At 60.9% G+C, this 20,485-nt stretch carries 18 protein-coding genes; 7 read left to right on the forward strand and 11 right to left on the reverse strand.

Going from position 1 to position 20,485, the window contains the following annotated elements:
• Positions 1-243: 243 nt before the first annotated feature.
• The 6 genes from MCB86_RS10400 to rnt all read left to right on the forward strand — a co-directional run bounded on the left by MCB86_RS10400 (position 244) and on the right by rnt (position 5,614).
• The gene (locus MCB86_RS10400) at positions 244-858 is read left to right on the forward strand and encodes a paraquat-inducible protein A (protein WP_080890557.1); all 615 of its coding nucleotides are present in this window, start codon (positions 244-246) and stop codon (positions 856-858) included.
• On the forward strand, positions 855-1,472 hold the full coding sequence (locus MCB86_RS10405; protein ID WP_045160989.1) for a paraquat-inducible protein A: 618 nt from the start codon (positions 855-857) through the stop codon (positions 1,470-1,472). The genes MCB86_RS10400 and MCB86_RS10405 overlap by 4 nt, the downstream gene beginning before the upstream one ends.
• A complete protein-coding gene (locus MCB86_RS10410) occupies positions 1,462-3,138 on the forward strand; it encodes an MlaD family protein (RefSeq protein WP_045160988.1) in 1,677 nt (558 codons plus the stop codon). Before MCB86_RS10405 ends, MCB86_RS10410 begins: the two co-directional genes overlap by 11 nt.
• Positions 3,135-3,749 carry a PqiC family protein gene (locus MCB86_RS10415; protein WP_045160987.1) on the forward strand — a complete coding sequence of 205 codons (615 nt, stop codon included), beginning with the start codon at positions 3,135-3,137 and terminating at the stop codon, positions 3,747-3,749. Before MCB86_RS10410 ends, MCB86_RS10415 begins: the two co-directional genes overlap by 4 nt.
• 150 nt (positions 3,750-3,899) lie before the next feature.
• A complete protein-coding gene (gene pyrC, locus MCB86_RS10420) occupies positions 3,900-4,943 on the forward strand; it encodes a dihydroorotase (protein ID WP_239610812.1) in 1,044 nt (347 codons plus the stop codon).
• Positions 4,940-5,614, forward strand: a complete 675-nt coding sequence (gene rnt / locus MCB86_RS10425) for a ribonuclease T (protein ID WP_239610813.1) — start codon at positions 4,940-4,942, stop codon at positions 5,612-5,614. Before pyrC ends, rnt begins: the two co-directional genes overlap by 4 nt.
• 106 nt (positions 5,615-5,720) lie before the next feature.
• Here rnt and MCB86_RS10430 read toward each other — a convergent pair whose 3' ends face one another.
• From MCB86_RS10430 to MCB86_RS10465, 8 genes are all read right to left on the reverse strand, one after another.
• Entirely contained in the window at positions 5,721-8,720 is a 3,000-nt protein-coding gene (locus MCB86_RS10430; RefSeq protein ID WP_239610814.1) for an FAD-binding and (Fe-S)-binding domain-containing protein, read from the reverse strand.
• Between the two features lie 35 nt (positions 8,721-8,755).
• On the reverse strand, positions 8,756-9,964 hold the full coding sequence (locus MCB86_RS10435; RefSeq protein ID WP_045160983.1) for an aminotransferase class V-fold PLP-dependent enzyme: 1,209 nt from the start codon (positions 9,962-9,964) through the stop codon (positions 8,756-8,758).
• A gap of 69 nt (positions 9,965-10,033) precedes the next feature.
• On the reverse strand, positions 10,034-11,221 hold the full coding sequence (locus MCB86_RS10440; protein ID WP_239610815.1) for a CoA transferase: 1,188 nt from the start codon (positions 11,219-11,221) through the stop codon (positions 10,034-10,036).
• 32 nt (positions 11,222-11,253) lie between these two features.
• On the reverse strand, positions 11,254-12,048 hold the full coding sequence (locus MCB86_RS10445; RefSeq protein ID WP_045160981.1) for an enoyl-CoA hydratase/isomerase family protein: 795 nt from the start codon (positions 12,046-12,048) through the stop codon (positions 11,254-11,256).
• Between the two features lie 52 nt (positions 12,049-12,100).
• Positions 12,101-13,387 carry a TRAP transporter large permease gene (locus tag MCB86_RS10450; protein WP_045160980.1) on the reverse strand — a complete coding sequence of 429 codons (1,287 nt, stop codon included), beginning with the start codon at positions 13,385-13,387 and terminating at the stop codon, positions 12,101-12,103.
• Between the two features lie 49 nt (positions 13,388-13,436).
• Positions 13,437-13,970, reverse strand: a complete 534-nt coding sequence (locus MCB86_RS10455; RefSeq protein ID WP_045160979.1) for a TRAP transporter small permease subunit — start codon at positions 13,968-13,970, stop codon at positions 13,437-13,439.
• Between the two features lie 77 nt (positions 13,971-14,047).
• Positions 14,048-15,025: a TRAP transporter substrate-binding protein gene (locus tag MCB86_RS10460; protein WP_045160978.1), complete on the reverse strand. Its 978-nt coding sequence runs from the start codon at positions 15,023-15,025 to the stop codon at positions 14,048-14,050.
• Between the two features lie 462 nt (positions 15,026-15,487).
• The gene (locus MCB86_RS10465) at positions 15,488-15,949 is read right to left on the reverse strand and encodes a heme-binding protein (protein WP_045160977.1); all 462 of its coding nucleotides are present in this window, start codon (positions 15,947-15,949) and stop codon (positions 15,488-15,490) included.
• Between the two features lie 255 nt (positions 15,950-16,204).
• Between MCB86_RS10465 and MCB86_RS10470 the strand changes: the two genes are divergently transcribed.
• Positions 16,205-16,864, forward strand: coding sequence for a GntR family transcriptional regulator (locus MCB86_RS10470; RefSeq protein ID WP_045160976.1), 660 nt, complete (start codon positions 16,205-16,207; stop codon positions 16,862-16,864).
• 192 nt (positions 16,865-17,056) lie between these two features.
• Here MCB86_RS10470 and thrC read toward each other — a convergent pair whose 3' ends face one another.
• From thrC to MCB86_RS10485, 3 genes are all read right to left on the reverse strand, one after another.
• Positions 17,057-18,466, reverse strand: a complete 1,410-nt coding sequence (gene thrC, locus MCB86_RS10475; protein ID WP_045160975.1) for a threonine synthase — start codon at positions 18,464-18,466, stop codon at positions 17,057-17,059.
• Positions 18,467-18,551: 85 nt separating this feature from the next.
• Positions 18,552-19,856, reverse strand: a complete 1,305-nt coding sequence (locus MCB86_RS10480) for a homoserine dehydrogenase (protein WP_239610817.1) — start codon at positions 19,854-19,856, stop codon at positions 18,552-18,554.
• A gap of 112 nt (positions 19,857-19,968) precedes the next feature.
• The gene (locus MCB86_RS10485; protein WP_045160973.1) at positions 19,969-20,466 is read right to left on the reverse strand and encodes a GFA family protein; all 498 of its coding nucleotides are present in this window, start codon (positions 20,464-20,466) and stop codon (positions 19,969-19,971) included.
• Positions 20,467-20,485: the final 19 nt, after the last annotated feature.

Raw genomic sequence — 20,485 nt, forward strand, 5'->3', positions numbered from 1 at the left:
TGACACTATTCCCGCCAGCGCTTAGGAAGTGTTGCTGACCAAATCAGGCAAACTCCATTGGCTGGAGCAACGGCGCAGCCAGCAGCCGCGCCATGATACCGAGCCGCAAACGAGCGTCTGGGCAAAGCCTGCGTGTCGTTTTCTGTCGATTCTTCCCATCGAGTGGATGCCTTGAAGCAAGACAGCCTGCCACCCCGACAAACAGCCGAATCGCCCGACCCGCTTTCGGTGTCACATCTGGACATCCTGGGCGGAACGCCGCTGATCATCTGCGAGCACTGCGATTCGGTGTATCAGCGCCCTGCATTGGCGCGCCGCCAGACGGCCCACTGCGTGCGCTGTGGCGCACTGCTGGAGCGGGCCAGATTCCTGAACGCCGATCAGTTGCTGGCGCTGACATTGGCTGCCGCCATCCTGTTTCTATTCGCCAACACGTTTCCCATCATGCAGATAGGCCTGCAGGGCCTCAGCAACGAGGCGACGTTATGGGGGACCGTCGAGGCATTGGCGCAAGGGCGGATCACGCCCATCGCGCTGGTCGCTGGCCTGAGCATCATCTTCGCGCCGGCTTTGCAGATCATTCTGCTGACCTGGGTCCTGGTGTATGCGCGCAGCGGCCAAATCGCGCCGGGTTTTAGCGCCTGCATGCGGGCGCTGGAACATCTTCGCCCCTGGAGCATGCTCGAAGTGTGTTTGCTCGGCATTCTGGTCGCCATCATCAAGCTCGGCGACATGGCCGATGTGCATCCGGGGATCGGACTCTGGGCCACGGCCGTCCTGACCATTCTGATCCTGCTGATCGCGGGCCGCGATGTGCGCGACGGTCTGTGGGACGAACTGGGCGTACCGGGACGATGATACGGCCGCCCTACGCTTGTGAGCTGGGCCTGCAGCTTTGCCACGACTGCGGCCTGGCATGTCGCCTGGAAGATCTCGAGTGTCCGCGCTGCGAGGCCCCGCTGCATCGGCGCAAACCGAATAGCCTGGCGCGCACCTGGGCATTGCTCATTGCAGCATTGGTTCTGTATGTCCCGGCCAACATGCTGCCGGTGATGTACACCGACATGTTCGGCAGCGGCAGCGAAAACACCATTCTCAGCGGCGTGGTGGAATTCTGGAAAGACGGCTCGTGGGATATAGCCCTGCTGATTTTCATCGCCAGCGTCGGGGTGCCTTGCATGAAATTCTTCGTCCTCGGCATGTTGTTGATCAGCACCCAACGCCGTAGCCGCTGGGCCATGCGCGAACGCGCACGGCTGTACCGTTTCATCGAAACCATCGGCTACTGGTCGATGCTGGACGTGCTGGTGGTCGCGCTGGTGGCGGCATTGGTGCAGTTCCGCGCCCTGGGCACCATCGAGCCGCGCCTGGGTATTCTGTTCTTCGGGCTGGTCGTGGTGCTGACGATGATGGCCTCGATGAGCTTCGATCCGCGATTGATCTGGGACGCAGAGAAAAACGATGTCAGATAACCCTCACTCTCCTGAATTGTCAGCCGGCTCCCCCGAGATCAGGCACCGGCGTGTCCGTGTCTCGCTGGTCTGGCTGGTTCCCATCGTCGCCGCGCTGGTGGGATTTTCCATGGTCATGCAGAACTGGCTTTCAGCCGGACCGCAGATAAGCGTGAGTTTCGAGACGGCGGAAGGGCTCGAGGCCAACAAGACACAGGTCAAGTACAAGAACGTGGTCATAGGTCAGGTCACCGCGATCGCGCTCAGTGAGGATCAAACCCGCGTCATCGCCACCGTGCAGCTGGATCAGAACGCCGAGCCATTCACCCGCGAAGACACCAAGTTCTGGGTCGTGCGTCCGCGCATCGGGGCCAGCGGCGTGTCCGGCGTCGATACCCTGCTTTCCGGCGCCTTCATCGGGGCCGATGCCGGTCGCGCGGAAGAAACCCGGCGCGAATTCATCGGCCTGGAAGCCCCGCCGCCGGTGACCTTCGGCGCCAAAGGCAAGCAGTTCACGCTGCACACCGATGACCTGGGTTCGCTCGGCATCGGCTCGCCGCTGTATTACCGTCGCATTCAGGTCGGCCAAGTGATCTCGTTCAAGCTTGCCGACGACGGCAAGGGCGTTCAGGTTCAGGTCTTCGTCAATGCCCCCTACGATCAGTTCGTCACCGACGACACCCGCTTCTGGAATGCCAGCGGCGTCGACGTGTCCATCGCTGCGGATGGCCTTCGAGTCAATACCGAGTCACTGTCGGCCATACTCGCCGGCGGCATCGCTTTTCGCGCGCCCAACTACAGCCCGGACGCGAAGCCAGCCACGCAAGACAGCGAGTTCTCGCTGTTTGCCGATGTTCGCCAGGCGATGGCACCCGCTGACGGTCAGCCGCGCTACATTCAGATGCGTTTCGGTCAGCCCCTACGCGGCCTGAAAGTCGATGCGCCGGTGGAGTTTCTCGGCGTGCCGGTCGGTCGCGTGGTATCGGTCAAGCTCGACTACGACGAAAAGAGCAAAACCTTTCCCGTAGTAGTCGGTGCGGTGATCTTTCCCAATCGCTTGGGCGCTGCGCACGACAAGCTGACCAAGACCCTGGGCGGCAATACCGAAGAGCACACCGCTCGTCTCATGCAGATATTCGTCGAGCGCGGGCTGAGGGCGCAGGCACGAACAGGCAATCTGCTTACCGGCCAGCTGTACATCTCGCTGGACTTCGACCAGCGGGCGCCGAAGGTCGCCTTCGACCAGAATGCCCGCCCAATGGTCATTCCCACCATCGCCGGCAGCTTCGACAAGCTGCAGGAACAACTGCAGGCCATGGTCGACAAACTCAGCAAGCTGCCCATCGAGTCCCTGGCCGATAACCTGAATGGCAGTCTCGGTGAGTTGCGACAGACCCTGAAGCAGGTCAACGGTGATGTCCTTCCCCAGCTCCAGCGAACATTGGAGCGATCGGAACAAACCCTGCAGAACGCCAACCAAACGCTGGCCGAGGGTTCGCCGCAGCGTCAGCAACTGGGCGACACGCTCGAAGAAGTCCAGCGTGCGGTACGCTCCGTACGGGCACTTTCCGACTATCTCGGACGCCACCCGGAATCGCTGATCCGCGGTCGCAGCAGTGACGAAACACCGGCCAACTACAAGGGCCAAGCCACTTCCCGCGAACTGAATTCGGAGCACCAGCCATGACCCCGCGTCCCTCTCTCCTCATGCTCGTCGGCGCATTGATCCTGGGCGCCTGCAGCTCGGTGCCGACGCGCTACCACACGCTCATTGCCACCCAGCCGCAGACGACCGGCACCGTCGAGCCGGTCGCGTTCCAGTTGCAGGTGCTGCCCGTGCGAATTCCCGTGCAAGTCGACCAGCCGAGCCTGGTGGTGCGCGAAAGCGATGGCCGCTTAGCGATTCTCGAGAACGCGCTCTGGGCCTCGCCGCCTGCCGATGAGTTCCATGATGCATTGGCGATCGAGCTGGAACACCGCCTCGGCGTACGCGACCTGGCGGGTCTGCCGGGACGGGCGGGAGCACCGGTGATGAGCCTGCGTACCGATGTTCGTCGTTTCGACTCGCTGCCCGGCGTGCATGCCGCACTGGACGTTGTATGGAGTCTGGAGCTGAGCGAACGCGGCGGGAGCAGCCGGACACTGACCTGCGCCAGCGTGATCCACCAGCAGGCGGGCGTCGAGCTGGACAGCCTTGTGCTGGCCCACCAGCGCGCCATCGCCGGGCTGGCCGACAGCATTGCCCGGACGGCTCGGCATTGGGCAACGAATCCCAATGGCGATTGCCCGCGGCCCTGATGCCGGCCATGCGCCCACCATTGCGGTTCTTCGCGGCGCCCTGGCAACTTCACTGTTCCGCCCGATCGGCGCTTATAGTTTCAGGGGCTGAAGCGAGCCACCGAATTTTCCGGTAGCATTTGCGCACGTTTTACCCGCCTGGAACCCTGCATGTCTGACCGACTGACACTACTGCGCCCCGACGATTGGCACATTCATCTGCGCGACGGCGCAGCGTTGCCGTACACCGTGGCGGACGCCGCACACCAGTTCGCGCGCGCGATCATCATGCCGAACCTGGTTCCGCCGGTTCGCAATGCCGCGGAAGCGCAGACCTACCGCCAGCGGATCCTCACCGCCCGCCCAGCCGGAAGCGTATTCGAGCCGCTGATGGTGCTCTATCTCACCGATGGCACGCAGCCCGACGACATCCGCGCCGCCAAAGCCAGCGGCTTCGTTTATGCGGCCAAGCTTTACCCCGCCGGCGCGACCACCAATTCGGCGTCGGGCGTAACCCGCATCGACAACATCTTCCCGGTGCTGGAGACCATGGCCGAAATCGGCCTGCCGCTGCTGGTGCATGGCGAGGTCACGCGCTCCGAGATCGACATCTTCGATCGTGAGAAATATTTCATCGACGAACAGCTGAGTCGGATTACCGAGCGTTTCCCCAGCCTCAAGGTGGTGTTCGAACACATCACCACCCGCGACGCGGTGCAGTTCGTCGAGGCGGCCAGCGCCAATGTCGGCGCGACGATCACCGCCCACCATCTGCTCTACAATCGCAACCACATGCTGGTCGGCGGCATCCGTCCGCACTTCTTCTGTCTGCCGATCCTCAAGCGCAACATCCATCAGGAAGCCCTGCTCGACGCGGCCACCAGCGGCAATCCGAAGTTCTTCCTCGGTACCGACTCAGCCCCCCATGCCCAGCATGCCAAGGAAAGTGCCTGCGGTTGTGCCGGCTGCTACACCGCCTTTGCGGCGATCGAGCTGTATGCCGAGGCGTTCGAGCAACGCCAGGCGCTGGACAAGCTGGAGGCCTTCGCCAGCCATTTCGGTGCGGACTTCTATGGCCTGCCGCGCAACACCGAGCAGATCGCCCTGGTCCGTGAATCCTGGAGCGTGCCGGCCAACCTGCCATTCGGCGAGCACAACGTGGTGCCCCTGCGCGCCGGCGAAACCCTGCAGTGGCGGTTGGAGACAAGCGCATGAGTGACGAGCAGTTCGACGACGAACTCGAAGGCAACGTCCCTGGCAAGCCGCGCTCGCCCATGGCAAGGCGCTTTCGTGGCTTCCTTCCGGTTGTGGTGGACGTCGAGTGCGGCGGCTTCAATTGCGCCACCGATGCGCTGCTGGAAATCGCCGCGGTGACCATCGGCATGGATGAGCAGGGCCTGCTCTATCCACAGGAAACGCTGTTTTTCCGGGTAGAGCCCTTCGCTGGGGCCAACATCGAGGCCGCAGCGCTGGAATTCACCGGCATCAAGCTGGACCATCCGCTACGGATGGCGGTTCCTGAATCTCAGGCGCTGAACGAAATCATCCGCAGTGTACGCAAGGCGGTGAAGTCAGCCGGCTGCAAGCGCGCCATTCTGGTTGGTCACAACAGCAGCTTCGATCTGGGCTTCCTCAACGCGGCCATTGCGCGCTGTGACATCAAGCGCAACCCGTTCCACCCGTTTTCCAGCTTCGACACCGCCACCCTCGCCGGCCTCGCCTATGGCCAGACCGTGCTGGCCAAGGCCTGTCAGGCGGCTGGAATCGATTTCGATGGACGGGAAGCTCACTCGGCTCGCTACGACACCGAAAAGACCGCCGAGCTGTTCTGCGGCATCGTCAATCGCTGGAGAGAAATGGGCGGCTGGGAAGAGTTCGACGACTGAAGCGGACACTACCCCTGCTCGCCCAGCCGGGCATTGGCCGGCCCTCGCGCTAAATCCCGGGCGATCCGGCGTTGATATCGCGCGGGAGATCGCCCGCGTTGATACATCACGCCAATGCCCGCTCCAGCACCCTCGCCACATGCAAGGCTTCACGCTGGGCCCCGTCATGAATCTGGTGACGACAACTGGTCCCGTCGGCCACTATCAGATCCTCCGCTTGCGCCTTGCGCACCGCCGGCAACAACGCTAGTTCGGCCATCTGCACCGAAGCATCGTAGTGCTCGCGCTCGTAGCCGAAACTACCGGCCATCCCGCAGCAGGAGGTTTCGACGGTTCTAACCTCCAGATCCGGTATCCAGCGCAACACCTGCTCCACCGGCCGTAGCGCATCGAACGCCTTCTGATGGCAATGACCGTGCAGCAGCGCGCGCGATGCGTCCAGCCTCTTGAGTTGGAGCTGCAGATTACCGGCCGCCTGCTCCCTGACTAGAAACTCCTCGAACAGGAAGGATGCCTTGGACAGCATCTTGGCCTGCTCGCCGTAACCGTAGCGGAGGAATTCGTCGCGCATGGTCAACAGGCACGAAGGTTCAAGCCCGACGATGCTCACGCCACGTTCGACGAACGGCAGCAAATAGTCGAGCGTGCGCCGGGCCTCCGCCTTTGCTTTGCCGATCTGCCCCGACGCCAGGTAGGTGCGTCCGCAGCACAACGGCCGCTCTCGTGGCGCCTGGTTGAAGTGGACCCGATAGCCAGCCGCCTCGAGGACACGACAGGCGGCCCGCGCGTTCTCCGGTTCCATGTAGTTGTTGAAGGTATCAACGAATAGCAGGGCCTCCCGCGTATGCGTCGAACGGCTTGTCGGAGCGGTCGCCAGGAAGTTGCCCGCGAAGCGTGGCAGCGCACGCTGGCCAGCCAATCCCAAGGAGCGCTTGAGCCATTGCGACAGCAGCGGCATGCGCTCGACGATGTCCGTCAGGCCAGCCAAATGCCTGGCGTACGGTGCATAGCGCGGCATTTGCGCCACCAGGCGCTCACGCAGCGGCATCGGATGGGCTTTCGCCCAGGCTGCGCGGGCTTCGATTTTCATCTTCGCCATGTCGACGCCCGTCGGGCATTCACGCTTGCAGCCCTTGCAGGAGACACACAGATCGAGCGCAGCCTTGACGTACTCGCTGGCCAACCCATCGGGACCCAGTTGGCCGGATAGCGCCAATCGCAATGTGTTGGCACGGCCGCGGGTCAGATGCTGCTCATCGCGTGTCGCTCGGTAGCTGGGGCACATTGTGCCCGCATCGAACTTGCGGCAATGACCGTTGTTATTGCACATCTCCACGGCGCCGATCAGCCCACCGGTCGGATCGGCGCCGCTGCCGGGCGCACTCTGCTCGCCGGTAAGTGGATCGCGCAACACATTCCAGTCCGACCAGTCGAGCACCGGCGTCACCGGAATCGGCTGATAGGTTTTGGGGAAACGGAAGTAGCTGTGATCGTCCATGCGCGGGGTATCGACGATCTTGCCCGGGTTCAACAGGTTGTCCGGATCGAACAGCTGCTTAACCTCTTTGAACGCGGCATTGAGCTGCGGGCCGAACTGCCATGCCACCCACTCCCCGCGGCACAAGCCGTCCCCATGCTCGCCGGAAAAGGCCCCCTTGTAGGCACGCACCAGCGCCGATGCTTCTTCGGCGATGGCGCGCATCTTTTGCGCACCGTCGCGGCGCATGTCGAGAATCGGTCGCACGTGCAAGGTGCCAACACTGGCGTGGGCGTACCAGGTGCCCTCGGTGCCATGTTTGTGGAACACCTCGGTGAGCTTGGCGGTGTATTCAGCCAGGTGCTCCAGCGGCACGGCACAGTCTTCGATGAAGGACACCGGCTTGCCGTCTCCCTTCATGCTCATCATGATGTTCAGGCCGGCCTTACGTACGTTCCACAGGGCTGTCTGCTCCACCGCTTCGGTCATTTTGACCACGCTGCCGGGCAGACCGAGGTCAGCCATCAGCTCGCTCAGTCGGCCGAGCTGTTCCTGCAGACCGGCGACCTCCTCGCCCGCGAATTCAACCAGCAACAATGCCTCCGGCTGGCCGATCAATGCCTTCTCGATCACCGGCTTGAAGGACGGGTTTTCCATCGACAGGTCGATCATCGTGCGATCGACCAGCTCGACCGCTGTTGGGTCGAGCGTCACGATGTGCTGGGTCAGGTCCATGGCCTGATAGAAGGTCGGGAAGTTCACCACGGCCAGTACTTTGTGCTGGGGTAGCGGCACCAGTTTGAGCTTGATCCGCCGGGTGATCGCGAGCGTACCTTCTGAGCCGATCAGCAAATGGGCCAGGTTGACCTGCCCATTCGAATCGTAAGGAAGCGGGTTTTGGCAGTCGAACAGATCAAGGTTGTACCCGCCCACGCGGCGCAGCACCTTCGGGTAATACTCTCGAATATTGCGCTGCTCGCGCTCGGCAATTTGCTGCACCTCGCGGGCGATCTGGCGTACCCGATCGCCCTGCGCCAGCTCATGGAGCAGACCGAAGCGCGCCTCGCTGCCATCCGCCAGCAACGCATCGATGCCTAGAACGTTGTGCACCATGTTGCCGTAGCGAATGGAGCGCGAGCCGCAGGAGTTGTTGCCGGCCATGCCGCCCAGGGTGCATTGGGCCGAGGTCGACACGTCCACCGGAAACCACAAACCATGTGGCTTGAGCCAGCGATTCAGGTCGTCGAGCACGACCCCTGGCTCTACCACCACGGTCAGGGCATCCGCATCGAATTCGACGATCTGGTTCAGCCAACGGCTGGTATCGACCACCAGGGCATCACCCACCGTCTGCCCGCACTGACTGGTGCCGCCACCGCGCGCCAGCAGCGGCACCTTGGCATCTCGGGCGATATCCAATGCGACCAGCAAATCATGCTGATGGCGCGGAATCACCACGCCGACCGGCGTAATCTGGTAGATCGAAGCGTCCGTCGCGTAGCGACCACGTGACGCCGGATCGAACAGTACGTCGCCGGCGATCTCGCGCCGCAAGCGCTCAGCCAAGGCCGACGAGCGCTCCGATGACACCTTGCTCGCCGTTATTCTGGGTTCGGTAAACGAAGTCATCACGACCTCCCATGTCTGCCATCAAAGGGGAAATGTCAGTGCGACTCGTCTAGCGGGTTCGCTGCGAAGTAGTCCAGTGCGGCGAGCACCCCGCTGCCCGTGAGCGACACGCCGGACATCTTCAGGCCAGCCTCGCAACCACCGAGCGTGGCGATCAGGGTGAGGTCGTTGCAGTCACCGAGATGACCGATGCGGAACATCTTGCCCTTCGCCTTACCCAGCCCGGTCCCTAGCGAAAGGTCGAAACGGCGATAGATCAGGCTGCGCACCTCGTCGGCATCCACCCCCTCCGGCATCACCACACCGGTCAGCACCGGCGAATAGACGCTTGGCTCCTGACACTGCACCTCCAGGCCCCAGGTCTCGACGGCCTTGCGAACCCCGGCCGCCCAGCGCTGATGCCGCGCAAAGACATGATCGAGGCCCTCTCCCAGCAACATGTCGAGCGCTTCGTTCAGCCCGTACAGCAAATTGGTGTTGGGCGTGTAGGGCCAATAGCCGCTGCGGTTGAGCTCGAGTATTTCGTCCCAGGCCCAGAAGCTTTTCGGCAATTTCGCGCTGCGGCTGGCTGCGATCGCTTTTTCCGAGACCGCGTTGAAGCTGATACCCGGGGGCAGCATCAAGCCCTTCTGCGAACCGGAAATGGTCACGTCCACGCCCCAGGCGTCGTGCTGATAATCAGCGCAGGCCAGGCCGGAAATGGTATCGACCAGCAGCAGTGCCGGATGCTTGGCCGCATCGATGGCGCGGCGCACCGCCGCGATATCGCTGGTCACACCGGTGGACGTCTCGTTGTGCACCACGCAGACGGCCTTGATCGTGTTGCCGCTGTCTTCCTTCAAGCGCCGCTCGATCATTTCCGCCTGCACGCCACGGCGCCAGCCTTCATAACCCGGCAACCCGATGAATTCAGGCTCGAGCCCCAACCGTCGCGCCATTTTTTCCCATAGGGTGGCAAAGTGGCCGGTTTCGAACATCAGTACCCGGTCACCTGCCGACAGCGTATTGACCAGCGCCGCCTCCCACGCGCCGGTACCGGACGCGGGGTAGATCACCACTGGCTGCTGGGTCTTGAACACTTGCCGAACCTTGCTCAGCAGTTCGCGACCCAGGGCGCCGAATTCAGGACCACGGTGATCGATGGTCGGCAAGCTCATGGCGCGCAAAATACGATCCGGTACTGGAGAAGGCCCCGGGATCTGTAGGAAATGGCGACCGGACGGGTGGAAATCGAGCTTCAGCATGACGGTTCTCCAGGACGCTTGATCTTGTATTTTGAGTTTTGAATTCAATACCACATAGAACTAAACAGTTCAGCGGATGCAGCCCTCACTACGTAGCCGGCTGATGTCTTCGCCGGTCATACCGATTTCATGCAGTACCTCGTCGGTGTGCTCGGCAAACAGCGGAGCAGGTCGGCGAATCCGTGAAGGCGTGCGGGAAAACTTCGCGGGAAAGCCAATGGTTTTCATATTGCCGATCACAGGGTGGCTGACCTCCTGAACCATGCCGCGCTCCAGGTAGTGTTCGTCGTGCATGGCCTGCGCGAAATCATTGATCGGCCCTGCCGGCACCCCTGCCGTCTCGCACAGGCCGAGCCAATGCGCCATGGACTGCTGGGACAGGATCGCTTCGAGGATCTCTTCGAGCGCCTCGACGTTGCGCGCGCGGTCGCTGTTGGTGACGAAGCGCTCGTCGCCAAGCAGGTCCTCGCGCGCAATCACGTCGCGACACAGGCGTTCCCAGGTCCGCTGATTGGCGCAGCCAAGCATCAGGTAGCCGTCTCGAGCCTTGACTGCCTGATAAGGCGCGGAGATGCGATGACGCGATCCCGTGGGCTGCGGCACGGTACCCTCGGCGAAGTAGGCGGCCGCTTCCCAGGCGAACCAAGGCAGCCCGCATTCGGTAATAGCGATGTCAATGTGCTGTCCTTCACCGGTGCCCTGCTTGTGAATATAAGCAGCAAGAATCGAATAGATAGCGGTGAGGCCAGCGCCGATGTCATAAACCGCAATGCCGGTTTTCAAGGGGCGCTTGCCAGGCTCGCCAGTCATAGACATCAGGCCGCTCATTCCTTGCGCTACAAGATCGAACCCGCCTTTGTTGCGGGAGGGACCGGTCTGGCCATAGCCTGAAATCGAGCAATAGATGATCCCGGGATTCAGGGCACGGATCGTCTCGTAATCGATTTGAAGCGACTGCGTCACTCCCGGCCGGTAGTTCTCGACGATGACGTCCGCATCCAAGGCCAGCCGATAGAAAACGTCCCGGGCCCGCTCGTCCTTGAGATTCAGCGAGATGCTTTTCTTGTTCCGGTTGATCTGAAAAAAGCAGGTGGACTCGCCGTTGACGTAGGGCCCCATTTGTCGGCTGTCGTCACCACCATTGGCTTTCTCGACCTTGATGACCTCGGCTCCGAGGTCACCCAGCACCATGGTGCAGTAAGGGCCCGCCATGATTTGCGAGATATCCAGGATTTTCACGTTGCTCAGCGGAAGCATGCTTGGTTCTCCAACACGGGGATCGGCAAAAGCTACTCACCGGTCCATTCGAACGGGGTCTTGCTGACGAATTTGTCGACCGCAGCCTTGAAGTCACGGCTGCCGTAACAGGCGCGTATCCAGTCATCGCTGGCGTCCGCCGGCGTACGCCGGTGCGCCAGTACTCGGTTGATGGTCTCCTTGGTCGCCTGCACGGTCAGCGGTGCGCGACCGGCAAACGCCTGCGCTTTGCGAGCAACCTCCGCGCTGATAACGTCGGGCTCGAATACAGCGCTGACCAGTCCGGCCGTTAACGCCTCTGGTGCTTCGATAAGTTCGGCCGCCATCAGCACCTCCTTCGTGCGAGGTACGCCGAGCAGATCCATGAGACGTGATACGTTGGTCACCGAGAGGCAGTTGCCCAGGGTCTCGGCGATCGGAACACCAAACTTCAGCGACGGTGTGCAATATCGAAAATCGCAGGCCAGCGCGATGGCCGCGCCGCCGCCGACACAGAAGCCTTCGAGCAAGGCAATGGTCGGCTTGCGCAGGTTCTCCAGCCCCGCGATTACGCTATCGATGCGGCGCTCGTAATTCACGCCCGCCTCGCCGCCTTCGAACTCAGCGAATTGCTTGATATCGGTGCCGGCCACGAACGCCTTCCCACCGCAGCCATGAAACACCACGGCGACGACGTTCGAGTCCGCCTCCAACTCCCGACACAAGCGCTCCAGCGCGTCGTACATTTGCCAGGTCATCGCGTTACGGCTCTCCGGCCGGTTGAAGCCGACCCAGGCGACGCCTTGGTCGACACGACAGTCGACTTGTCCTTGAGACACGTCACTCATCTTTGTCTCCTCCTGCCCGCCGCCTGCTTGGCAGTGGGGCATCAAATAGCGGTCAGGCGCCGTAGATCAGGTTCACCAGCGCCAAGGCAAACGCAGGCACATAGGTATTGATCAGCAGGATCACGAAGAGCACACCGAGGAACCACAGGTTGGTCCGGGAGGTGGCCCAGATATCGGACTTTGCGATCGAGCAGGACGCGATCAGCACGCTGGCAACCGGTGGTGTCTGTTGCCCGATCGCCAGGTTGAGCGTGACGATCAGCCCGAAGTGGATCGGGTCGATGCCGACAGCCAGCACCAGCGGCAGCACGATAGGGACGACCAGAATGATCGCCGCCGCTGAGTGCAGAAAAACACCGAGAATCAGAAAGATGATGTTGAGTAGCGCCAGAATCACATACTTGTTGCTGGTCCACTCGCTGATGGAACTGGCCAACTGCTGTGGCAGTTGCGTTTCGGTCAGGTAGAGTCCCACCACCGCGGAGCTCGCTACCAGCAACATGACCACCGCGGTTTGCACGCCGGCGTCCAGGCACGCCTTGTAAAAGGTGCGCAGCGTGAACTCGCGATAGACGAAGGCGCTGATGAAGATCGCCACCACCACCGCCAGCGCAGCTCCTTCGGTGGCCGTGACGATCCCGCCAAAGATGCCTCCGAGGATGATCACCGGAATCGACAGCGCCCAGATCGCTCCTTTGAACGCCTCCCACAACCGCTTGGTCTGGAACGCTCCCTCGGACGGAAAGTCGTTCTTCCTAGCCAGGTAGTAGCACATGCCTGCCAACCCCATCGCACCAAGCAATCCAGGGAAGATGCCGGCAACGAACATCTTCACCACCGACTCTCCCGACATTACGGCGTAGAGAATCATCGGAATCGACGGCGGCAGAATGATCGCGAGACTGGCGGCCGAGGACGACAACGCGGCGGAGAATTCCTTTGAATAGCCCTTGCTGGTCATCGCCGGGATCATGATGCTGCCGATAGCCGATACGCCCGCGACCGCCGAGCCGGAAATCTCCGCGAAGAAGATCGAGGCACCGATGGTCACCATCGACAAGCCGCCCTTGATGAAGCCGAGCATCGCCGAGGCCAGGTCGATCAGGCGCCGCGAGATGCTCGAGGCGTTCATGATCGCGCCGGCCAGGATGAACAGCGGAATGGCGATCAGCGGGAAGCTGGTCGTGCCGTCGAACATCACCATGCCGATATTCGGAAGGGCCAGTGCGCCGTAGCTGGAGAAGATCGCCACCGCACCGACGATGCCCAGCGAAATGGCGACCGGGACATTGATCAGGATGAGCAGTATCAACCCTGCGAACATGTAAAAGATGGTCATCGTTATTCTCCCGAGCGCCGCAGCAGGCACTCGCTCTGGATTGTCCCGGTCATGCCTTCGCGGGCCTGACCCCCGCTTCTTCCAGCTCGTGATCGACGAAACCATCGCCTTTCGCGCTTTCGATCACCTCAGGCAGGCGCAGGATCTCGGCAATGATGAAAAGCACCGAGCCAATGGGCAGCACCGATTGCGTCAGTTGCAGCGAAACGTGCGTGAGGCTGACCAGTGAAGACCCCTCCAGGATGAGCACCACCTGCGTGCCGGTGTAGGCCAGCAGCACGAAGAACCCGATGGTGATCGCCTCGGCGAGCAGAGCGATCGGCACGCGCAGCTTCGGCGGGAAGTAATTGACCACGGTGGGGCAACCGATGTGGGCGCCCTTGGCCGCCGCCAGGGCGGCACCGTAGTAGGTGAGCCAGGCCAGGCCGACCGATGCCACCTCGTCGTACCAGCTGAACGGCGAGCCAGCCAGTCGCGACGCAAAGCCAACCGTAACGACCAACGTCAATGCGATCACATTGGCAACCACGATGATTTCCAAAAACTTGGAAAAGCCCTTTCTGAAAGCGGTGAAAAACCCCATCGGCTCTCTCCGGTCGGCCTGTAGCACCGCAGCGCTCAGGCGTTAGTCAGGATGCGATCTCTGCGACAGGCAGGTGGCTACATCTGGCGAAGCTGTTCGACCTCGTCGAGCATTGCCTGGCCACCTTCGACCTCTTCGGCGAACTTCGCGTAGATATCCTTGGAGCCGTCGATGAAGGCCTGCTGGTCCACCTCGTTCACCTCCATGCCTGCCTCCTTCATTTTCTTGACGAGGCTTTCATCCAGCGCTGCGCCCTGCTCCAGCGCGAAAGCTTCGGCTTCCAGCGCCGCCTCGCTCAGAACCTTCCTGACGTCCTCAGGAAAGCGCTGCCAACTGGCGCCCGCGAGAACGAAAGCCGGGGTGTAGACATGGTTGGACAGGGAGAGGTACTTCTGGACTTCGTGAAAGCGCTGGGAATAGATCTGCACCAGAGGGTTTTCCTGACCATCCATGGCGCCGGTCTGCAGCGCCACGAAGGCTTCGGAGAGCGCCATCGGAGCCGGGTTGGCGCCGTAGCTCTTGAACATTTCGACCCGCCATATCCCGTTGGGCGTACGCAACTTCAAGCCTTTCAGATCGGCCGGTACGACGATCGGCCGGGAGTTGTTGGTGATCTGCCGAACTCCGTTTTCCCATACGCCGATGATCCGGTAACCCTTGCCTTCGGCGGCCTTGTACATCACGTCGCGAACCAGCTCGTCGCGAACGCGCTGCATGTGCTCGCGATCGGTGATCAGGTAAGGCATTTCGAACAAGGAAAACTCCGGCGCCACGCTGCTCATCACCGTCGAGGGCAAAGCCAGATCGAGCGAACCCAGTTTGAGCTTGTTGAGCATCTGCGAATCGCTACCCAACTGGCTGGAGCCATAGGTCACCACCTTGGCTTTACCCTTGAGCTTCTCATTGACGGTCTCGGCGAATTTATTGGCGGTGATTTCGAACAGGGAACCCGGCCCACCCACGTGGCCGAATTTGATCTGTAGTTCGGCCGCCTGCACTGCAGAGGTGGCGAGACCTAACAGGGATGCGATCAAGGCTGTCTTCAAGACTTTCATGCTGACCTCCACTCTTGTTTTTATTGAGGCGTACCGCAAAACCTTCTTTCACAATCGGGCTGACCCATTGCTCCAACGACAGCGCCGGCAGCGGCGGGAACCGGCTAACGGGACGTGAACAACAAAAATGAATTCATTATTCATAACCCGATCCAGACCTTAGACCAGCTTTTTGCGGTACGCCAGAAACGAGCCAAGAAAAACTGCCACCGTCCGTCCGCTCCTCCCAAACGGGCGGGCGGATCCAGGCGAAAAAAGAAGGTGGGGGCCAGCGCTCTATCGCCATCTGGCCAGGGGAGCTCAAGAAGCCCCCCGCCGGAGATCAGTCAGCCCAAGCAGGCTGAACGGGAGGCCACGATGAAATGAACGCCTAAATGCTGCATCAGAGCGATGCCGATGGCCGAACGCGACCCTGCCCGCACGAAGCAGTTGGTGGCTGCGCCGACCGCCAAATGCATGAAGTCAGGCTGGAACGATACCGGCGCGCAAGCCAGCCGTTTCTATTCCCACAACCGCGGCTTGTTCGTCTTCATCGGAAGACGCGCCGCTAGCGCCCACGGCGCCGATTACCTCGTCATCATTCGAGAGAATCAAAACGCCGCCCGGCACGGGAACGAAATGCCCGTCGGAAGCCGCCGCCACCGAGGCCAGAAAAGCGGGGCGCGATTCGTTTCGCTCGCCCACCGTGCGGCTGGATACGCCGTTGCCCAGCGCTGCGAAGGCCTTGCCCCTGGCAACCGAAAAGCGCAACGGGGCACAACCATCTTCGCGCTCGGCTGCGATAAGGTTGCCGCCCGCGTCCATGACGAAGAGGGTCAGCGGTTCCATGTTTTGCACTCTTGCCTCGGCGAACGCTGCATCGATAATTTGCCGGGCTTGTACTCGTGTTATGACTACGCTCGAACGATAGACCTTGCCAGCCATGTGATTTTTCTCCGATAGCCGGGTGCTAGACCAGGCGAAACTGATCAGGGCACCGTTGCAAAACGACGGGACGGTGTTGGAGGCTGGCGAGACGACGTTGCGCCAACCACTTTTTGCTCTTGCATGTTTAGCTTATGTCGTATTTCTGACCTATTTTGTATTCTTAATTCAAAACGCTAGCAGACCTCTCGCTGATATCAATTGCAGGCAAGATTTTGCGTGTCGGTCTGGCCGCCTCAACCAGGAAAAACAGCCTTGGAAAAAATCCAGCACAAGATTCTTTATCAGGAAGCTGCCAATCGAATCCGTGAGCTGATCGAACACGGTTCGCTGGTTGCAGGCGAAAAGATTTCCGAAAAGCAGCTTTGCGAGACGTTCGGTATTTCCCGGACGCCGCTTCGCGAAGCGCTGAAAGTTTTGACGTCAGAAGGGTTGGTGGAAATTCTGCCGAATCGGGGCGCGCGCGTGAGCCGTCTGTCCCTCAGTGACGTAGAGCATACGTACGACGTAATGGCAGCGCTGGAGGGGTTGGCCGGTGAAGCCGCCTGTCTGCACCTGGACGACGAGGCGTTGGCACGCATCTGCGAGCTTCATCAGAGGATGATCGACCACTACGAACGCAAAGACTTGCAGGCTTATTTCCAAGTCAACCAGCAGATCCATGAACGAATTCTGCTGGCGTCTGGCAACCCGATACTGCTGGAGATGTATAACAACCTCAGCCAGCGAGTGAAAAGAGTCCGCTACACGATGGAGATGAATGAGGACTTCTGGCGCAAAGCGGTGAATGACCACGTGGAAATGATCGAGGCGCTGCGGGATCGTGATGGTAAGCGCTTGGGCAACATTCTTAGAGGCCATCTCAGCCACAAGCTGGAAGCGGTCAATCTCGACGGTGTGATCGTCGCCGACTGATATGGCGATACGGCCAGACAGCCCATATGAGCGAGCGTAGCGCAGGGCCCCGGTAGCCAATCAGGGATTTGCCGAGAGATATCGTACCTCGTCAGCCCAGGTAAAGCCTGTCACGAGCGGGAACAGTGAAGCGGATTGCGCTTGGTTGCGATAAACCAAGCGCATGCCATCGAGTCGATCAGCGGCGCTGGATCATAGCGGCTTGCCGCGATTGCCGTGCTCACCGACAAAAGCCTGCATGGCCTTCAGATCGTTGGCCAGCACCGTGCAACGCTCCGGCCGCTCGAACAGGTCGGCGAGATGGGCTGGCAGCTCCAGCGCCTTGCCGACGCCCGCCTTCTCAACCGCCTCGGGGAACTTTACCGGATGCGCAGTTGCGAGCGTCACCATCGGTATCGACAAGCTGCGACGACACTCACGCGCGGCATGCACACCGATGGCCGTGTGGGGATCGAGCAACTCGCCAGTGGTCTCAAAAATTTCGGCAATGGTCTTGCAGGTCTGCTCGTCATCCACGGCCAGCGAGTCGAACAGTTTGCGTGCCTCAGTCCAGCGCTCTTCTTCCACTGACAGCTTGCCACTGGATTTGAAAGCGCTCATCAGCTCGGCCACGGCGGCACCGTTACGTCCGTGCAAATCGAACAGAAGACGCTCGAAGTTCGACGACACCATGATGTCCATCGAAGGCGACAGCGACGGGTGCAGCGTATCTTTGTCGTAACGGTTGCCGCTCATGAAGCGGTGCAGGATGTCGTTGCGGTTGGTCGCCACCACCAGCTGGCTGATCGGTAAGCCCATATTGCGCGCCAGGTAGCCGGCGAAAATGTCTCCGAAGTTACCAGTCGGCACGGAGAACGCCACCGAACGCGCCGGTCCGCCCAGCTGCAGCGCCGCATGGAAGTAATAGACGATCTGGGCCATGATCCGTGCCCAGTTGATCGAGTTGACGGCGACCAGGCGAGTGCCCTTGAGGAAGCCTTGGTCAGCGAAGCTGTCCTTGACCATTTCCTGGCAATCGTCGAAGTTGCCTTCGATTGCGATATTGTGGATGTTGTCGCCAAAGATCGTAGTCATTTGCCGACGCTGCACTTCCGATACACGGTTGTGTGGGTGAAGAATGAAGATATCGACATTATCGCAGCGACGGCAGCCTTCGATCGCCGCCGACCCGGTATCACCGGACGTCGCGCCGATGATCACCACACGTTCACCACGCTTGGCCAGCACGTAGTCGAGCAGGCGCCCCAGCAGTTGCAGGGCGAAATCCTTGAACGCCAGAGTCGGACCGTGGAACAGCTCCAGCACCCACTCGTTGCCGTTCAGCTGACGCAGCGGCGCGACGGCGCTGTGGGCGAAAACACCGTAGGTCTCTTCAAGAATCTGTTTGAAATCGGCATCGGGAATGCTGCCGGCAACGAACGGTCGCATCACCTTGAAAGCCAGCTCATGGTACGGCAGGCCCGACCAGGACGCGATTTCCTCGACGGTGAAGCGCGGCAGGTTTTCCGGAACGTAGAGACCGCCATCGCTGGCGAGACCGGCGAGCAGAACATCCTCGAAATTCAGGGCCGGCGCTTGGCCACGGGTACTGATATAGCGCATGTTTTCAAACCTTCGTTTTGAGCCGTTGGCCTTAGACTGAAGCAGAGCAATCCGCTCCAGCTTCCAGCTCCGGATTCAGCTCAGATTAATTCAGCTGTTCCACTCGGATTCTCACGACGCTGCCAACCACGTCAGTCAGCGATTCCAGCGCCGTGATCGCATCATCGATACGCTGCTCTACCACCCGGTGGGTGACGAGAATGACCGGAACCAGGCCATCATGCACCTCGGCTTCCTTCTGCATGATCGACTCGATGTTGATCCCGCGCTCGGACAGGATGGTCGCGACCTGAGCCAGCACACCTGGATGATCTTTGGCCTGGATACGCAAGTAATAGGCGCTTTCGCAGGCGCCAATCGGCAGGATCGGATGGGCCGATAGCGAGTCGGGCTGGAACGCCAGATGTGGGACGCGGTTGTTCGGGTCGGTGGTGAGCGCTCGCGCCACATCGACCAGGTCTGCCACTACCGCAGAAGCCGTCGGCTCCATGCCGGCGCCGGCACCGTAATACAGGGTCGAGCCGACCGCATCACCGTTGACCATGACCGCATTCATCACGCCGTTGACGTTGGCGATCAGCCGATCGGCCGGAATCAGCGTCGGATGGACACGCAACTCGATACCCGAATCAGTGCTCCGCGCGACACCCAGGTGCTTGATGCGATAACCCAGCGCCTCGGCATAGTTGACGTCGGCAGTGGTCAGACGGGAAATGCCCTCGGTGTAAGCCTTGTCGAACTGCAGCGGCACCCCGAAAGCGATGGACGCGAGGATGGTCAGCTTGTGAGCGGCATCAATGCCTTCGACATCAAAGGTCGGATCGGCTTCGGCATAACCCAGCTCCTGCGCTTCCTTGAGCACGTCCTCGAACGTACGGCCCTTCTCACGCATCTCAGTGAGGATGAAGTTACCGGTGCCATTGATTATGCCGGCCAGCCAATTGATCTGGTTGCCCGCCAGGCCTTCGCGGATCGCCTTGATTACCGGAATGCCACCAGCGACCGAGGCTTCGAATGCCACAATGACGCCTTTTTCACGGGCCTTGGCGAAGATCTCATTGCCGTGCACGGCGATCAGCGCCTTGTTCGCCGTGACCACATGCTTGCCATTCTCGATAGCCTTGAGGACCAATTCACGGGCCAGGGTATAACCGCCGATGAGTTCGACGACGATGTCGATCTCGGGGTTGTTCGCCACCTCGAAAATATCGGCGGTGATTGGGGTGTCGCCGGGGTTGCATCTAGGGTTCGCATGACGAGCCGCAATCTGTGCGACTTCGATTCCTCGCCCGGCACGGCGGGCAATTTCCGCAGCGTTGCGCTCGAGCACATTGAAGGTACCGCCACCGACGGTCCCCAGCCCACAGATGCCAACTTTCACCGGTTTCAAGCTGCACTCCCCATTACCAGCGAACGGCCCCGCACAGCGGCCGAACAAAAGAGTCGCACATTACGAAGCGCACGAGATTTAGTCAAATCGACAGAGGCGCCGAAAATCTCCGTTAACCGGGTTCGCTCTGCAATCCCAGGCGCTGATGCCACTGGGCGAGCGACTCGTCTGGATATTGGTCGAAGCAGCGGTCGTCCGGTCCAATCTGCGGCTCAACCCATGACGCCTTCGAAGCCAGCATCAAATGCGTAGACTCCGGGGGCACCGGCAGATCGGTATCGATAGCCGATGCATGCGGGTGGACCAGATCCGGCCAGTTGGGGTCCCACAACCAGAGCGCGCTGCCGCATAGCTTGCAGAAATGACGCTGACCGTCGCTGACGCGGATCGCGCCCGTTGCCGGATCGACCATTTTGGCTTGGTAGATGCTTAGATTCTCGCGGCCTTCGACAGCCAATGTCCGCTGATCGCCGCCCAGGTTGATTGCATAGCCACCCGCCCCGGCGGTCTTGCGACAGATGGAGCAGTAGCAACGCATGAACGGATAGGGTTCAGCCGATTCGAGCGAGAACCGCACAGCCTTGCAATGACAGGAACCTTCAAGCTTCATGTTCACATCTCCTCGGAAT

Origin of the sequence: Pseudomonas sp. KSR10 (assembly GCF_022355455.1) — a bacterium.
GTDB lineage: Bacteria > Pseudomonadota > Gammaproteobacteria > Pseudomonadales > Pseudomonadaceae > Stutzerimonas > Stutzerimonas stutzeri_E.

Coding starts and splice junctions, on each gene's coding strand:
- MCB86_RS10485 (WP_045160973.1), bottom strand. CDS start 20,466: ATGAAGCTTGAAGGTTCCTGTCATTGCAAGGCTGTGCGGTTCTCGCTC.
- MCB86_RS10460 (WP_045160978.1), bottom strand. CDS start 15,025: ATGAAAGTCTTGAAGACAGCCTTGATCGCATCCCTGTTAGGTCTCGCC.
- MCB86_RS10405 (WP_045160989.1), top strand. CDS start 855: ATGATACGGCCGCCCTACGCTTGTGAGCTGGGCCTGCAGCTTTGCCAC.
- MCB86_RS10430 (WP_239610814.1), bottom strand. CDS start 8,720: ATGACTTCGTTTACCGAACCCAGAATAACGGCGAGCAAGGTGTCATCG.
- MCB86_RS10435 (WP_045160983.1), bottom strand. CDS start 9,964: ATGCTGAAGCTCGATTTCCACCCGTCCGGTCGCCATTTCCTACAGATC.
- MCB86_RS10440 (WP_239610815.1), bottom strand. CDS start 11,221: ATGCTTCCGCTGAGCAACGTGAAAATCCTGGATATCTCGCAAATCATG.
- MCB86_RS10410 (WP_045160988.1), top strand. CDS start 1,462: ATGTCAGATAACCCTCACTCTCCTGAATTGTCAGCCGGCTCCCCCGAG.
- MCB86_RS10445 (WP_045160981.1), bottom strand. CDS start 12,048: ATGAGTGACGTGTCTCAAGGACAAGTCGACTGTCGTGTCGACCAAGGC.
- MCB86_RS10450 (WP_045160980.1), bottom strand. CDS start 13,387: ATGACCATCTTTTACATGTTCGCAGGGTTGATACTGCTCATCCTGATC.
- MCB86_RS10455 (WP_045160979.1), bottom strand. CDS start 13,970: ATGGGGTTTTTCACCGCTTTCAGAAAGGGCTTTTCCAAGTTTTTGGAA.
- pyrC (WP_239610812.1), top strand. CDS start 3,900: ATGTCTGACCGACTGACACTACTGCGCCCCGACGATTGGCACATTCAT.
- MCB86_RS10415 (WP_045160987.1), top strand. CDS start 3,135: ATGACCCCGCGTCCCTCTCTCCTCATGCTCGTCGGCGCATTGATCCTG.
- rnt (WP_239610813.1), top strand. CDS start 4,940: ATGAGTGACGAGCAGTTCGACGACGAACTCGAAGGCAACGTCCCTGGC.
- MCB86_RS10465 (WP_045160977.1), bottom strand. CDS start 15,949: ATGGCTGGCAAGGTCTATCGTTCGAGCGTAGTCATAACACGAGTACAA.
- thrC (WP_045160975.1), bottom strand. CDS start 18,466: ATGCGCTATATCAGTACCCGTGGCCAAGCGCCGGCCCTGAATTTCGAG.